The 12,950-nt window shown below is 72.4% G+C and carries 11 protein-coding genes and 1 pseudogene; 8 read left to right on the top strand and 4 right to left on the bottom strand.

Annotation, left to right across the window (positions count from 1 at the left end):
- Positions 1 to 16: 16 nt before the first annotated feature.
- The gene (locus HYQ63_RS27080; protein WP_179936502.1) at positions 17 to 640 is read left to right on the top strand and encodes a TetR/AcrR family transcriptional regulator; all 624 of its coding nucleotides are present in this window, start codon (positions 17 to 19) and stop codon (positions 638 to 640) included.
- Positions 641 to 742: 102 nt separating this feature from the next.
- Here the strand turns inward: HYQ63_RS27080 and HYQ63_RS27075 are convergent, their stop codons facing one another.
- Positions 743 to 2,779 (bottom strand): thioredoxin domain-containing protein, encoded by a 2,037-nt coding sequence (locus HYQ63_RS27075; protein WP_179936501.1) that lies wholly within the window; start codon positions 2,777 to 2,779, stop codon positions 743 to 745.
- Positions 2,780 to 3,034: 255 nt separating this feature from the next.
- Here HYQ63_RS27075 and HYQ63_RS27070 point away from each other — a divergent pair, with 255 nt between their 5' ends.
- Positions 3,035 to 3,412 carry a nuclear transport factor 2 family protein gene (locus HYQ63_RS27070; protein WP_218929582.1) on the top strand — a complete coding sequence of 126 codons (378 nt, stop codon included), beginning with the start codon at positions 3,035 to 3,037 and terminating at the stop codon, positions 3,410 to 3,412.
- A 60-nt stretch (positions 3,413 to 3,472) separates the two neighbouring features.
- A complete protein-coding gene (locus HYQ63_RS27065) occupies positions 3,473 to 4,876 on the top strand; it encodes an amidase (RefSeq protein WP_179936500.1) in 1,404 nt (467 codons plus the stop codon).
- Between the two features lie 26 nt (positions 4,877 to 4,902).
- On the opposite strand, the gene HYQ63_RS27060 is transcribed toward HYQ63_RS27065, so the two are convergent.
- The gene (locus tag HYQ63_RS27060) at positions 4,903 to 5,370 is read right to left on the bottom strand and encodes a MarR family winged helix-turn-helix transcriptional regulator (protein ID WP_179936499.1); all 468 of its coding nucleotides are present in this window, start codon (positions 5,368 to 5,370) and stop codon (positions 4,903 to 4,905) included.
- Positions 5,371 to 5,606: 236 nt separating this feature from the next.
- On the opposite strand from HYQ63_RS27060, the gene HYQ63_RS27055 reads away from it, so the two are divergent.
- The 3 genes and pseudogenes from HYQ63_RS27055 (at position 5,607) to HYQ63_RS27045 (ending at position 10,514) form a co-directional block, all read left to right on the top strand.
- Complete coding sequence (locus tag HYQ63_RS27055) at positions 5,607 to 6,839, top strand: MFS transporter (protein ID WP_179936498.1); 1,233 nt, start codon at positions 5,607 to 5,609, stop codon at positions 6,837 to 6,839.
- 6 nt (positions 6,840 to 6,845) lie between these two features.
- Positions 6,846 to 7,072 (top strand): annotated as a pseudogene (locus HYQ63_RS27050) (SDR family oxidoreductase); the annotation flags it as partial.
- Between the two features lie 142 nt (positions 7,073 to 7,214).
- On the top strand, positions 7,215 to 10,514 hold the full coding sequence (locus HYQ63_RS27045; protein ID WP_179936497.1) for a tetratricopeptide repeat protein: 3,300 nt from the start codon (positions 7,215 to 7,217) through the stop codon (positions 10,512 to 10,514).
- A 64-nt stretch (positions 10,515 to 10,578) separates the two neighbouring features.
- Here HYQ63_RS27045 and HYQ63_RS27040 read toward each other — a convergent pair whose 3' ends face one another.
- Positions 10,579 to 10,827: a hypothetical protein gene (locus HYQ63_RS27040; protein WP_179940546.1), complete on the bottom strand. Its 249-nt coding sequence runs from the start codon at positions 10,825 to 10,827 to the stop codon at positions 10,579 to 10,581.
- A gap of 7 nt (positions 10,828 to 10,834) precedes the next feature.
- A complete protein-coding gene (gene mca, locus HYQ63_RS27035) occupies positions 10,835 to 11,707 on the bottom strand; it encodes a mycothiol conjugate amidase Mca (protein WP_179936496.1) in 873 nt (290 codons plus the stop codon).
- Positions 11,708 to 11,803: 96 nt separating this feature from the next.
- Here mca and HYQ63_RS27030 point away from each other — a divergent pair, with 96 nt between their 5' ends.
- Both HYQ63_RS27030 and greA read left to right on the top strand, forming a co-directional pair.
- On the top strand, positions 11,804 to 12,214 hold the full coding sequence (locus HYQ63_RS27030; RefSeq protein ID WP_179936495.1) for a DUF4307 domain-containing protein: 411 nt from the start codon (positions 11,804 to 11,806) through the stop codon (positions 12,212 to 12,214).
- 172 nt (positions 12,215 to 12,386) lie between these two features.
- Positions 12,387 to 12,884 carry a transcription elongation factor GreA gene (gene greA, locus HYQ63_RS27025; RefSeq protein WP_009715425.1) on the top strand — a complete coding sequence of 166 codons (498 nt, stop codon included), beginning with the start codon at positions 12,387 to 12,389 and terminating at the stop codon, positions 12,882 to 12,884.
- Positions 12,885 to 12,950 lie beyond the last annotated feature (66 nt).

The raw sequence follows: 12,950 nt of genomic DNA, 5'->3' as shown, positions 1-12,950 counted from the left end.
CCGCCGGTGCCCGACAATGATCGACATGGCCTCCGCACACACGACCCCCGCCGACCCCCGGCCCGGGCTGCGCGAACGCAAGAAGATCCAGACCCGGCAGGCGATCCGGCGGGCCGCCTACCGGCTGTTCGCCGACCAGGGCTACGACGCCACCCCGGTGGACCGGATCGCGGAGGCCGCCGACGTCTCGACCAGCACCGTCTTCCGCTACTTCCCCACCAAGGAGGACATCGTCCTCACGGACGAGTACGACGAGGCCATGGCCGCCGGGATCCGGGACCGGCCGCTGGACGAGCCGCCGGTCTCCTCCCTGCGGCGCGTCCTGATCGACATGGCGCGGCAGCTCACCGATGACGAGCGCGCGGAGATGCTGACCCGCCTCACCCTGATCCGGCAGGTCCCGGCGCTGCGCGCCCGCATGGGCGAGGGCATGGCCAAGACCGGCACCCTGCTGGGCGAGGTGCTGGCCGAGCGCAGCGGCCGGTCACCGGAGGACTTCGAGGTGCGGGTGCTCGTCGGAGCGGTCCTCGGCGCCCTCCAGGAGGCGGTCTCCCACTGCTTCGACCACCACCGGGTGGACGCCATGGAGGACGACATCGACCGCGCCCTGGGCATGCTCGCCCGCGGCCTGCCGCTGTAACCCGCCGCCGGACCTCGGGCACCGGTCGGCCTCCGGGCCTCGGGCGCCGGTCGGCCTCCGGCCCTTCGGACGACTGTCAGCCTCCGGTCCTTCGTGCGTCCGTCAGCCGCCGAGCCGGGCCGTCAGCGCCGCCACGTCGGCGGTCGGGGCGTCGCAGGTGAAGTGGCGGCAGACGTACGCCGCCGGGCGCCCCTCCAGCAGCACCCGCCCCTCCAGCAGCGGCACCTCGTCGGAGCCGGGCGCGCCCACCGCGATGACCGCCCCCGGCGCCGTGCCCAGCAGCGCGGCCCGGTGCAGCGCGCGGGTCGCGGGGTCACCGTCCGGTCCGACGACGGCCACCTCGCGCGGCCCGTCCAGCCGCGCCTCGGCCACCGCGAGCCCCCAGCCGATGAACCGCGGCACCCGCGCCGCCAGCGCCCGCACCACGCCGAGCGCCCGCTCGGCCGCCTCCCGGTGGCGGCCGCTCCCGGATACGGCGGCGTAGGACAGCAGCGCCCCGGCGGCCGCCGTCCACCCCGAGGGGACGGCGTTGTCGGTCGGGTCCTGGGGGCGGCGGATGAGCGCCTCGGCGTCGTCGGCGGTGTCGTACAGGGTGCCGTCCTCGGCGGCGAAGTGGTGCAGCACGGTGTCCAGGAGCAGCCCCGCGAAGTCGACCCACACGCCCTCGCCGGAGACCGCGGACAGGGCGAGGAAGCCCTCGGCCACATCGGCGTAGTCCTCCAGCACGCCCGCGTGGGCGCCCACGGCGCCGCCCAGCGAGGTGCGGGCGAGCCGCCCGCCGTTGTCCATGTGGAGCCGCACGAGCAGGTCGGCGGCCTCGGTCGCGGCCTCGACCAGGTCGGGGCGGTCGAAGTAGGCGCCGGTCTCGGCGAGCGCGGCGATGGCCAGCCCGTTCCAGGCCGCCACGATCTTGTCGTCGCGGCCGGGCCGCTCCCGCCGCTCCCGCGCGGCCAGCAGCCGCTCCCGTACGGAGGCGAGCTGTGCGGCGTCGGCCGGGCGCGCGCCGTCGGGCAGCTGGAGGACGGACGCGCCCTGCTCGAAGGTGCCCTCCTCGGTCACCCCGAAGTACGCGGCGGCCTGCTCGGCGTCCGCCTCGCCCAGCACCTCGCGCAGCTGCTCCGGCGTCCAGACGTAGTACGCGCCCTCGACGTGCCGACCGGTGCCGTCGTCGCTGTCGGCGTCCAGCGCGGAGGCGAAGCCGCCCTGCTCGGTGCGCATCTCCCGGACCAGGAAGTCGGCGGTCTCCAGGGCGACCCGGCGCGCGAGGTCCGAGCCGGTGGCCCGCCAGAGGTGGGCGTAGACGCGGCACAGCAGCGCGTTGTCGTACAGCATCTTCTCGAAGTGCGGTACGACCCATTCCGCATCGACGGCGTAGCGCGCGAACCCGCCGCCGAGCTGGTCGTAGATGCCGCCGCGGGCCATCGCCTCACAGGTGGCCTGCACCATCTGCAACGCACCCTCGGAACCGGTCCGGGCATGGTGGCGCAGCAGGAACTCCAGCGCCATGGACGGCGGGAACTTCGGCGCCCCGCCGAATCCGCCGCGCACCGCGTCGAATTCCCGGGTCAGCCCCATCAGCCCGGCGGCCAGATCCTCGGCCCCGGGCGGCTGGGGCGCCCCGGAGCCCAGCGCGATGCCGGTGCGCTCGGCCAGGTCCCGCACGATCTTCCCCGCCACGTCCTGGACCTCGTCACGCCGGTCGGCCCACGCGGCGTGCACGCCCTCCAGCACCTGCCGGAAGGAGGGCATCCCGGGCCGGGGGCGGGGCGGGAAGTAGGTGCCGAAGTAGAAGGGCTCGGCGTCGGGCGTCAGGAACACCGTCATCGGCCAGCCGCCCTGCCCGGTGGCGGCCTGCACCGCCTCCATGTACACGGCGTCCACGTCGGGCCGCTCCTCGCGGTCGACCTTGACGGAGACGAAGTGGGCGTTCAGATAGTCGGCCGTCTCGGCGTCCTCGAAGGACTCGTGCGCCATGACGTGACACCAGTGACAGGAGCTGTACCCCACGCTCAGCAGCACGGGAACCCCGCGGTTGCGCGCCTCCTCGAACGCCTCGTCCGACCACGGCCGCCAGTCGACCGGGTTGTCGGCGTGCTGGAGGAGGTACGGGGACGTCTCGTGCGCCAGGCGGTTCGGCATACCCCCATCCTCTCCCACCCCGCGGGACCGGTCCCAGCAGCACGTTGCCTCTGCGAGGGTGTCATCGCCAGATATCGAGATCGACACAGCAAAGGTGGGGCTGTCGCAGCCGACGACTCTCGCTGACGAGGCGACGTCGTACGCCGCCGACCACTTGCCCGGCCATCTGATGGGCCACTCCGCCCGCAGCTTCATGTCCTGGGACTCAGCGAGGCAGGCAACGGCCGACAGTGGTTCGAGGTCGACGGCGCGGACATGGCGAGCGCCTCCCTGCGCGATGCCGGACTCGACAAGGAACGCGCCGAGCGGGTGTGGGCCGGGGACGTCGACGGGCTCATCGCCCTCTATGAACCCGGCGGGATCATCGGCCGCATGGGCGGCGATCCGGCGATCGGTCACGAGGCGATCCGGGCCGAACTGCGGCGACTGATCGACGGCAAGGTCACCATCGACCTCACCATCCGTTCGGTGCTGGAGGCGGGCGGGCTGGCGCTGGTGTCCCACCACGCCACGATCACCCAGCCCGACGGCACCACCACCGTGGTGGACACCACCGAAGTCACCCGCCGCCAGACCGACGGCCGCTGGCTCTACGCGATCGACGACCCCTTCGTCGCACACCCGCCTGCTTGACACCTGCCGCGGGTTCTGCGCGTACCGTGATCTTGCCGTGCGGCGAAAGGGCGGGTGTCGATGGGCGAGATCTATTACCGGGATGCCACCGACCTGGCGGAGCTGATCCGCGGACGGCGGGTTTCCGCGGTGGAGGTGGTGCGGGCGCACCTGGACCGCATCGAGGCGGTCGACCCGAGGGTCAACGCCGTCGTGACGGTGGCCGCCGAGCAGGCGCTCGCCGCGGCCCGCGCCGCCGATCGAGCGGTGGCGGCGGGCGGCGCCGTGGGCGCGCTGCACGGTGTTCCGTTCACGGTCAAGGACTCGCTGGATGTGGAGGGGATGGTGGCCGCGCGCGGCTCGTCGTTGTTCCGGGACCGGGTGCCCGCGAGCGACGCGACCGCGGTGGCCCGGCTCCGGGCGGTCGGCGGGATTCCGCTGGCCAAGACCAACCTGCCCGAGTTCTCGTACTGGACCGAGACCGACAACGTGATCACCGGCAGGACCCTCAATCCCTGGGACGGCGAGCGGACTCCGGGCGGTTCGAGCGGCGGGGAGTCGGCCGCGATCGCCGCCGGGATGTCGCCGCTCGGGCTGGGCAGTGACGTCGCCATTTCGGTGCGGGGACCGGCCCACGACACCGGCATCGTCGCGCTGAAGGCGACCCGGGGACGGATCCCGATCACCGGACACTGGCCCGAGGCTCCCCGCCGTTACTGGCACGTCGGCCCGATGGCCCGCAGCGTGCGGGACATCATGACCGCGTTGCAGATCCTCGCGGGGCCCGACGGCGTCGACGGCTACGTACAGCACGCGCCGCGACCCGTCGACCAGCCGGGCGACCTGGCCGGGATGCGGGTGGGCTGGGCGGCCGAGCCTGCCTTCGGGCCGGTGGACCGTGAGGTGACAGCCACCATCACGGCAGCGGCCGACGCGTTGCGGACGCTGGGCTGTCGCGTCGAGCCCGCTCCCCTGGGAGGGTTGGAGACCATCGACGGGACCGCGCTGAGCACAGTGCTGTTCACCGCCGAGGTCGTGCCGTACTTCCGGCAGGTCGTCGCCGGTCGCGAGTCCGAGGTGCACGGCGTCATCCGGCGGACGATCACCGCGCCGGAGGTGGCGGTGGCCGACTACGTCGCCGCGCAGCAGCAGGTCGAGGCGCTCAGCTCCCTGTTCGCCGGATACTTCGAGCGCTACGACGTGCTGCTGTGCCCCGTATGCCCCATCCCTGCCCCGCCGCACGCCCGGTCGACGTTCGACGTGGGCGACGTGACCGTCCCGGCACGCGGCATCATGCGCGCGACCGTTCCGTTCAACCTCACCGGCCTGCCCGCGCTGTCGCTGCCGTTCGGGGCCACCGGCGAGGGACTGCCGATCGGCATCCAGCTCGTCTCCCGCTGGTACGACGAGGCGACCCTTCTGCGTCTCGGTGCCGCGCTCGAAACGGTCAGCCCCGTGCGGCACCGGCACCCCGAACTGACCTGATGTGCGGGTGAACGGCGACGGGGCGCTCAGGTGACCGGGGCGCTCCCCTGGAGCTGCTTGACGGCCTGGACGAGGGGCGCGAGTTCCGTTTCGGAGGACGCCTCGTCGAGGGCTTCGCGCAGGGCGGTGTTGTGGGTCGGGCGGGCCTCTTCCAGCAGGCGCGACCCCTTGTCGGTGACGTCGACGTAGATGCCGCGGCGGTCGGTGGGGCAGAGGTAGCGCGAGAGCAGGCCGCGGTCCTCCAGCCGGGTCACCAACCGCGTGGTCGCACTCTGGCTGAGGACGACGGAGTCGGCGACCTGACGCATCTGGAGATGCCCGCCCTCCCCGTCGTGCTGGCGGCTGAGGACGTCCAGCAGGGAGTACTCGCGGGCACTGAGGTCGTGGGAGGTCTGAAGGGCACGCTCGACGCGCCCTTCGATGCGGCCGTGCAGCAGCGACAGGGCACACCAGCTGTGCGCCAGGGCGGTCATCGCCGGATCGGTGGCAGTCATGATCAGCGCTCTCTTTCCGGGCCGTCGGGCTTTCCGGTTCCGGGCTGTCGGGCTCTCCGGGCTGTCGGGCCGGGCTCACCGCCCTCGTCTTCGCACCCACTATACCCGCGCTTGCATTAGCCAGCGTGTGCAATTATTGTCCATGCTCGTAATTGCTCATGCCTGTAGTTGCTCATGCCTGTAACCGCTGCGCACCGGCTTCCACCGCGCACACGCACGTCAAAGGACCCCCTCTCATGCCGCTCGCACTGCTGGCCCTGGCCATCGGGGCCTTCGGAATCGGCACCACGGAATTCGTGATCATGGGGCTGCTGCCCCAGGTCGGCGCGGACCTCGGCGTATCCGTGCCGACGGCCGGCTACCTGGTCACCGGATACGCCCTCGGCGTGATGACCGGCGCCCCGATCATGACCGCCCTCGGCACCAAGATCTCCCGCAAGAACATGCTCATGCTGCTCATGGGCCTGTTCATCCTCGGCAACGTCATCTCGGCCCTCGCGCCCGTCTTCGCCGTCATGCTGATCGGCCGGGTGGTGGCCTCGCTGGCCCACGGCGCGTTCTTCGGCATCGGCGCGGTCGTGGCCGCCGAGCTGGTGGCCCCCGAGAAGAAGGCCGGCGCGATCTCGATGATGTTCACCGGCCTCACCGTGGCCAACGTCGTCGGCGTCCCCCTGGGCACCTTCGTGGGCCAGAGCGCCGGTTGGCGCGTCACCTTCCTGATCGTCGCCGCCCTCGGCGTGCTCGGCCTGGCCGGTGTCGCCAAGCTGGTGCCCGACCTCCCCAAGCCGGAGGGTGTGCGGCTGCGGCACGAGGTGGCCGCGTTCAAGGACACGCAGGTCGTCCTGGCGATGGCCATGACCGTTCTCGGCTTCGGCGGCGTGTTCGCCGCCATCACCTACATCGCGCCGATGGCCACCGAGGTCGGCGGCTTCGCGGAGTCCTCCGTCACCTGGCTCATGGTCGTCTTCGGCGTCGGCATGGTGGTGGGCAACCTCATCGGCGGGCGGTTCGCGGACCGCAAGCTCATGCCGATGCTCTTCACCGCGCTCGGCGGGCTGGCGCTGGTCCTGTTGCTCTTCACGTTCCTCGCCTCGGGGAAGGCGGCGACCGTCGCGGCGGTCTTCCTGATCGGCGCGCTCGGGTTCGCCACCGTCCCGCCGTTGCAGAAGCGGGTTCTGGACCACGCCCACGGCGCACCGACGCTGGCCTCGGCCGTCAACATCGGGGCGTTCAACCTGGGCAACGCGCTGTCCGCCTGGCTCGGCGGCCTCGTGATCTCCGCCGGGCTCGGCTACGCCGCGCCGAACGCCGTGGGCGCCGTCCTGGCCGCCGCCGCCCTGGTGCTGGCCCTGGCCTCCCGCCGCCTGGAGCTACGCCCCGCCTCCCGCGTCGCGGCCTCCGGACGGTCGTCCGTCTCCGGACGGTCGTCAGCCGATGTCGCGGCGGGCGCCGATAGCGTCCTCTCCTGACGCCTCGGCATCGGCGCGGTCCTGGCCGCCGAAGCCAGCGACTCGGCCGTGGTGATCCCGGCGGAGATGATCCACTACGGCATGACGAAGACCTCGCTGCTGGCCGTCGGCCACGGGTGCGCCAAGGAGGCCGCGGGCACCGGGGCACCGTCAACTCCGTGCTCGCCGGGCCCACCCACACCGGTGGCGCCGTGCGCGTCGACGGCGGTTACGTCGACTCCATCCTGCCCTGACCTTCCCTCCCGCCCCCTCCTCTCCTGACCTTCTTGTCCACAGGGGGAGTTATCCACAGGGCTGCCGGAAATGAGGCAGAAGCGGAAGACTTGGGGAGCAAGGCGCGATTCACGCGTGGCGCTCGTGCAGGAGGGGGATCACATGCCGGGCTCACTGGCCGTGCTGCGGGACAGCCACCGGACGGAGGTCGAGCGGCTGCTGACGCGGGCCGTCGAGGAGGAGGTGCGGCGCACGGGCGGCCGCACGGACGGCGGGGTGCTGCTGACCCGCGCGCGCGGCTCGCTGGACGAGATGGCGGCGACCGCGGCCGAGGAGTACGGCGCGTATGTGCGCGCCCTGGACGAGGCGGACGCGGGCAGCAGACCGCTCTCGGCGATGCTGGGGCGCGAGCGGCTGTCCACCCCGGCGCTGGCCGCGGCGGTGGCGGCGGCCGCCGCCTTCGGCGCGGACCTCACCTTCGGCACCTCGGCGGGCACGGCAGTGGGCGCGGGCGTGACCGCGGCGGTGGCGGGGACGGCCGCGGCCGTCCTCAAGCTCACCGCGGCTCACTGGCCCGCGGCGCACCGCCAGGCGGCGCTGCGCAACCAGCCCGGCGGGCCCGAGCAGTTGCGGCTCCAGTGGCTGACGGCGGTCGAGGTGCGGGGCATCCGGCCGTTCATCGATCAGCACCGGATGACCTCGGCCGCCACCCGCCAGGGCGGCGGCTCGGCCAAGCGCTCCTCCTCCCCGTCCGGCGCGCAGGCGCCGCGGCTGCGGGGCGCGGACCGCAGCCAGGCGGCGCGCAGGCGCACCGTGTTGGAGCAGTCCTTCGGCCATCTCCCCCAGGCGGACGGCCCGTTCGCCGGGCGCCGCGCGCAGACCGGCCAGATCGCCCAGTGGGTGCACCAGGCCCGGGCCAGCACCGAGACCAAGCCGACGGTGGTGCTGCTGGAGGGCCCGCCGGGCTCGGGCCGCACCATGCTGGCCGTGCGGGCGGCCCATGAGCTGCGCGACCAGTTCCGGGGCGCGTGCCTGGTGGATCTGCGCGGGGACAGCACCGAGCAGGCCCCGCTGTCGACCCGTGACGCGCTGCTGCATCTGCTGAACCGGCTCGGGGCGCCCCGCGACCAGCTGCTCTTCCGGGAGCGGGCGGGCCAGGACCAGCACCTCAAGCGGCTCATCGAGCTGTATCACCAGCATCTGACCGGGCTGCCCGTCACGATCGTGCTGGACGACGCGAGCGACGCCGAGCAGGTGTGCACGCTGGTCCCGGAGCGGTCCGACAGCCTGATCCTGGTCACCTCGCGCACCCCGCTGACCCTGCCGCCGGACCTGGCCGCGTGGGTGCACCGGCTGGAGGTCGGCCCGCTGGACCAGTCGGGCGCCGAGGAGCTGCTGCGGGTCTCCGCGGAGAACCCGGCCGGGCCCGGCCCGTACGACGGGCAGTCCGTGGAGCGGATCGCCGAGCTGTGCGGGCGGCTGCCGCTGGCGCTGCGGATCGCGGGCTCCTCCCTGGGCCCGCGCACCCCCTCCGCCCTCGCCACCGACCTGGAGGCGTACGGGCCGGTCGGCCCGGTCGAGCGCACCCTGTGGCTGCGGTACACGGACCAGCAGGACGGCGCCCGGCGGCTGTTGCGGCGCCTCGCGCTGGCCGGGCGGGCGAGCATGGGCGCGGCGGCGGCCGCGGCGCTGCTGGGCGCCGATCAGGAGGAGGCGGCCCGCCATCTGGACGCGCTGGGCCGGGCCGGGCTGATCCAGCATGTGCGCGGCAGCCGTTACCGGCTGCACGACCTGGTGCGCTCCTTCGCCGCCGCCCGGCTGGCGGACGAGGAGGAGCCCGAGCAGCGCACCGCCGCCCAGGAGCGGCTGATCCGCAGCTATGCCGAGCTGGCGGACTCGGTGATCCGGCTGGTCGACGGCAAGACGTCCACCCGCGCCGACGTCTTCACCAAGGGCGCGGCGGGCGGCCACGGCTTCACCTCGCTGGAGGCGGCGCTGGGCTGGCTGGACGACGAGTCGAGCTTCATCACGGCGGCGCTGCGCCACGCGGAGGGCGTGGACCAGTCCGCGGTGCTGCATCTGCTGGGCGCGCTGTGCGACTACTGCCTGCTGCGCGGCGACCTGTACCGGCTGGGCGAGATCAGCGAGCTGACCCAGGCCGTCGACCAGGGGCTGCTGGTGCGGTCCGTGCAGTGGCGCACCGGGATCGCCGCCCGCCAGCTGGGCGAGCTGGACCAGGCCCGTACGACGCTGTCGTCGGTGGTCGACCTGTATTTCGAGGCCCAGCACGAGGCGGGCGCGGCCCGTGCGCTGTGCAGCCTGGGCATCACCCTGCACCACCAGGGGAATCTGACGGAGGCCGCGGCGAAGCTGCGCGAGGCGCTGGCCCTTCAGACGCCCGACGCGCTGCGCGGAGACCGCGGGTGGACGATGCACGCGCTGGCCGCCGTGGAGCGGGACCGCGGGCAGCTCGCCGAGGCGCTGGACCTGCTGCGGCAGGCGCTGGAGCTGCACCAGGAGTCCGAGAGTCTGCACGGCCAGGCGTGGGCGCACTTCCAGCTCGGCCAGGCGTGTCTGCGGATGGGCGACGTGCCGCGCGCGGAGGCCGAGCTGCGGGACGCGCTGGACGCGTACCACCGCACCCACGACCAGCGCGGCGAGGCCTGGGCGCTGACCCAGCTGGCCCGCGCCCGGCTGGTGGCCGGGGAGCCGTCGGCGGCCGTCGACCAGCTGCGCCAGGCCCTCTCCCGGCACCGGGACAACGAGGACGCGCGCGGTGAGGCCTGGACGCTGTACTACCTGGGCCAGGCGCTGGAGGAGCGCGGCGACCGGGACGCGGCGGTGCGCGAGCTGGAGCGGGCCCGCACGATGTTCAGCCGGATGAGGGATGTGTACGGGCTGGCGTGTGCCCGGCATCACTCGGCGCGGGTCACCCGTGATCTGCGGGCGGCGCAGACCGGCTCGCTGCGCAACAGCGGCTTCGCGCGGCAGCTGTTGCAGGACGCCCGGCAGGACTTCCACCGGGTGGGGGTGGCCCACGGCGAGGCGTGGTCGTGCGTCGAGCTGGCGGTGGTCGACGCGGGGAACGGCCGGGCGGTGCAGGCGCTGGAGCTGGTGGACGAGGCGGCGCGGCTGTTCGCGGGGTACGGGGACCGGCGCGGCGGCTCCTGGGCCCGGTTCCTGCGCTGCACGCTGCTGCCGTTCGCCTCGGCGGGCGGCTCGGTCATCGGCACGGCGGTGGCGCAGGAGGAGCTGGCGGAGCTGTTGCGGGAGCTGCGGGAGCCGGGCGGGGCCGCGGCGGGCGGGGATCCCCGGCTGGTGGAGTGCGCGGAGGCGTTCGCGCTGGTGCTGGAGCGCGGTGTGGAGCCGGAAACGGGATGGCAGGCCTGGCAGCTCGGCATGGTGCCGAGCCGCCGCTCCCGCGAGGTCATGGCCGTGCTGTCCGGCGAGACCCGCGGCTGAGCCCGCGCCGGGCTCGGCCCGAGCCCGGTCCAGGCCCGGAGTGGCCGGCGGTGAGGTGGTGCCGCTACGCCGTGCGCTCCCCCTTGGTGCCCTTCGGGGAGGCGGTGGCCCGGGCTTCACCGGGCTGCGGGTCCTCCTCGAAGTCCACCTTGTTCATGTGCTTGTTCATGGACTTCATCAGGAGCCACACCGCGACGCCGATCAGTGCGAAGACGACGAACCCGAGCAGGCCCGGGGTCACCTTGTTCTCGTCCAGATCCTTGGCGGCAAGCGGGACGAGATGCGTCATGGCGAGGGTGCTGGTCGCGCTCATCATGGGGTCAATTGTTGCGGATGCCCGCGAAGAGGTCGTCCTCGGGGAGGGAGGTATCGACGAGCGACTTCGCGAGCTCGTATTCCTCCGTCGGCCAGACCTCCTTCTGGATGTCCATGGGCACCCGGAACCAGCCGCCGTCGGGGTCGATCTGCGTGCGGTGCGCGATCAGGGCCTTGTCGCGGATCTCGAAGAAGTCGGCGCACGGCACATACGTGGTCAGGGTGCGCTCGCGCCGGGAGAACTCCTTCCAGCGCTCCAGCCACTCCCCGTACGGCGAGTCCAGGCCGCGGGCGAGCAGCGCCTCGTGCAGGGCGACGGTGCGCGGCCGGTTGAAGCCCTGGTTGTAGTAGAGCTTCTGCGGCTGCCAGGCCGGGCCCGCCTCCGGGTACTTCTCGGGGTCCCCGGCCGCCTCGAAGGCCACCATCGTGATCTTGTGGGTCATGATGTGGTCGGGGTGCGGATAGCCGCCGTTCTCGTCGTAGGTGGTGATGACCTGCGGCCGGAAGGAGCGGATCAGCTTGACGAGCACGCCCGCCGCCTCGTCCACGTCCTGGAGCGCGAAGCAGCCCTCGGGCAGCGGGGGCAGCGGGTCGCCCTCGGGGAGCCCGGAGTCCACGAAGCCCAGCCACTCCTGCTTCACACCGAGGATCTCGCGCGCCTCGTCCATCTCCTTGGCGCGCACCTCGTGAATGTGCTCCTCGATGTACGGATCCCCCTGGAGCTTGGGGTTGAGGATGGAGCCGCGCTCACCGCCCGTGCAGGTCGCGACCAGCACGTCCACCCCCTCGGACACGTACTTGGCCATGGTGGCCGCGCCCTTGCTCGACTCGTCATCCGGGTGCGCGTGCACGGCCATCAAACGCAGCTGCTCAGTCAAGTTCGATCCTCAGTGATTCGTCGCGGAAGACGGCTTCTATAGTGACCCACAGCGGGCCCTAATAATTCCGGGTCTCCGAAGCAGGAGGAAGCGATCATGTCGGCGGTGCGCGCGGGCCTTCCCGAGGGGCGCTACGGGCGCTCCGCGGATGAGCGGGCCGACCGCAAGCTGAAGATCATCGGTGCGGTGCTGGGTGCCGGTCTGGTCGCGCTGATCGCCTGGTTCGGATACGCGTACGTCGTCGATCAGGACGTCAGCGGCCAGCTGACCGGTTTCAAGGTGACCACGGACGACACCGTCGATGTCCGGCTGGAGATCACCAAGGACAAGGACGCCACCGCCGTGTGCACGGTGCGTACCCTGGACACCTACCACGACGAGGTCGGCCGCAAGAGCTTCACCTTCGATCAGCGCCAGGACGACATGATCAAAGTCGTGACGGTGCGTACCACCGCGCGTGCGACGAGTGCCGAACTGATCGGCTGTGGCTCCGCCGCGAACAGCTGAACCGGGCACGCCCGAACTGACCGGGTTTGCCCCGGTTCATGCGCATGGAGCTGAGTTCCCTCCTCCCCGTTTCCTGTCGGAATTGTTAGGCTCGTGGTTTCGCCCGGCTTTGAAGGCGCACCCTTCTGAGTAGGGCGTTCATTTGTATTCCCAGCACCGACGAGGAGCACCTGTGACCCAGACCAGCGAGAACGTCACCTGGCTGACCCAGGAGGCGTACGACCAGCTCAAGGCCGAGCTGGAGTACCTGTCGGGTCCGGCACGTATCGAGATCGCGAAGAAGATCGAGGCTGCCCGGGAGGAAGGTGACCTCCGGGAGAACGGTGGTTACCACGCCGCCAAGGAGGAACAGGGCAAGCAGGAGCTTCGGGTGCGTCAGCTGACGCAGCTCCTGGAGCACGCGAAGGTCGGAGAGGCACCCGCGGACACCGGCGTGGTCGCCCCCGGCATGGTCGTCACCATCGCCTTCGACGGCGACCCGGACGACACCCTGACCTTCCTTCTCGCCTCTCGTGAATACGCGAGCGCGGACGTCGAGACCTACTCGCCGCAGTCCCCGCTGGGCACGGGCGTGAACGGCAAGAAGGTCGGCCAGGACGCTGAATACGAACTCCCCAACGGCCGTACGGCATCGGTGCGCATCCTGGACGCCAAGCCCTACCAGGGCTGAGCGCCCGGCCAACGCCCTCACGACTCACGGCGAGCCCCCGGCCCAGACGCGGCCGGGGGCTCGCCG

Origin of the sequence: Streptomyces sp. Rer75, from assembly GCF_013414305.1 — a bacterium.
GTDB lineage: Bacteria > Actinomycetota > Actinomycetes > Streptomycetales > Streptomycetaceae > Streptomyces > Streptomyces himastatinicus.
Note: the sequence above shows the minus strand (reverse complement) of the source record. Positions and strands in the feature narration are given on the sequence as shown.

Bases quoted from the DNA above. Each gene is read 5' to 3' on its own strand.
- HYQ63_RS27080 (WP_179936502.1), top strand. From the start codon at position 17: ATGATCGACATGGCCTCCGCACACACGACCCCCGCCGACCCCCGGCCC.
- HYQ63_RS27075 (WP_179936501.1), bottom strand. From the start codon at position 2,779: ATGCCGAACCGCCTGGCGCACGAGACGTCCCCGTACCTCCTCCAGCAC.
- HYQ63_RS27070 (WP_218929582.1), top strand. From the start codon at position 3,035: ATGGCGAGCGCCTCCCTGCGCGATGCCGGACTCGACAAGGAACGCGCC.
- HYQ63_RS27065 (WP_179936500.1), top strand. From the start codon at position 3,473: ATGGGCGAGATCTATTACCGGGATGCCACCGACCTGGCGGAGCTGATC.
- HYQ63_RS27060 (WP_179936499.1), bottom strand. From the start codon at position 5,370: ATGACTGCCACCGATCCGGCGATGACCGCCCTGGCGCACAGCTGGTGT.
- HYQ63_RS27055 (WP_179936498.1), top strand. From the start codon at position 5,607: ATGCCGCTCGCACTGCTGGCCCTGGCCATCGGGGCCTTCGGAATCGGC.
- HYQ63_RS27045 (WP_179936497.1), top strand. From the start codon at position 7,215: ATGCCGGGCTCACTGGCCGTGCTGCGGGACAGCCACCGGACGGAGGTC.
- HYQ63_RS27040 (WP_179940546.1), bottom strand. From the start codon at position 10,827: ATGAGCGCGACCAGCACCCTCGCCATGACGCATCTCGTCCCGCTTGCC.
- HYQ63_RS27030 (WP_179936495.1), top strand. From the start codon at position 11,804: ATGTCGGCGGTGCGCGCGGGCCTTCCCGAGGGGCGCTACGGGCGCTCC.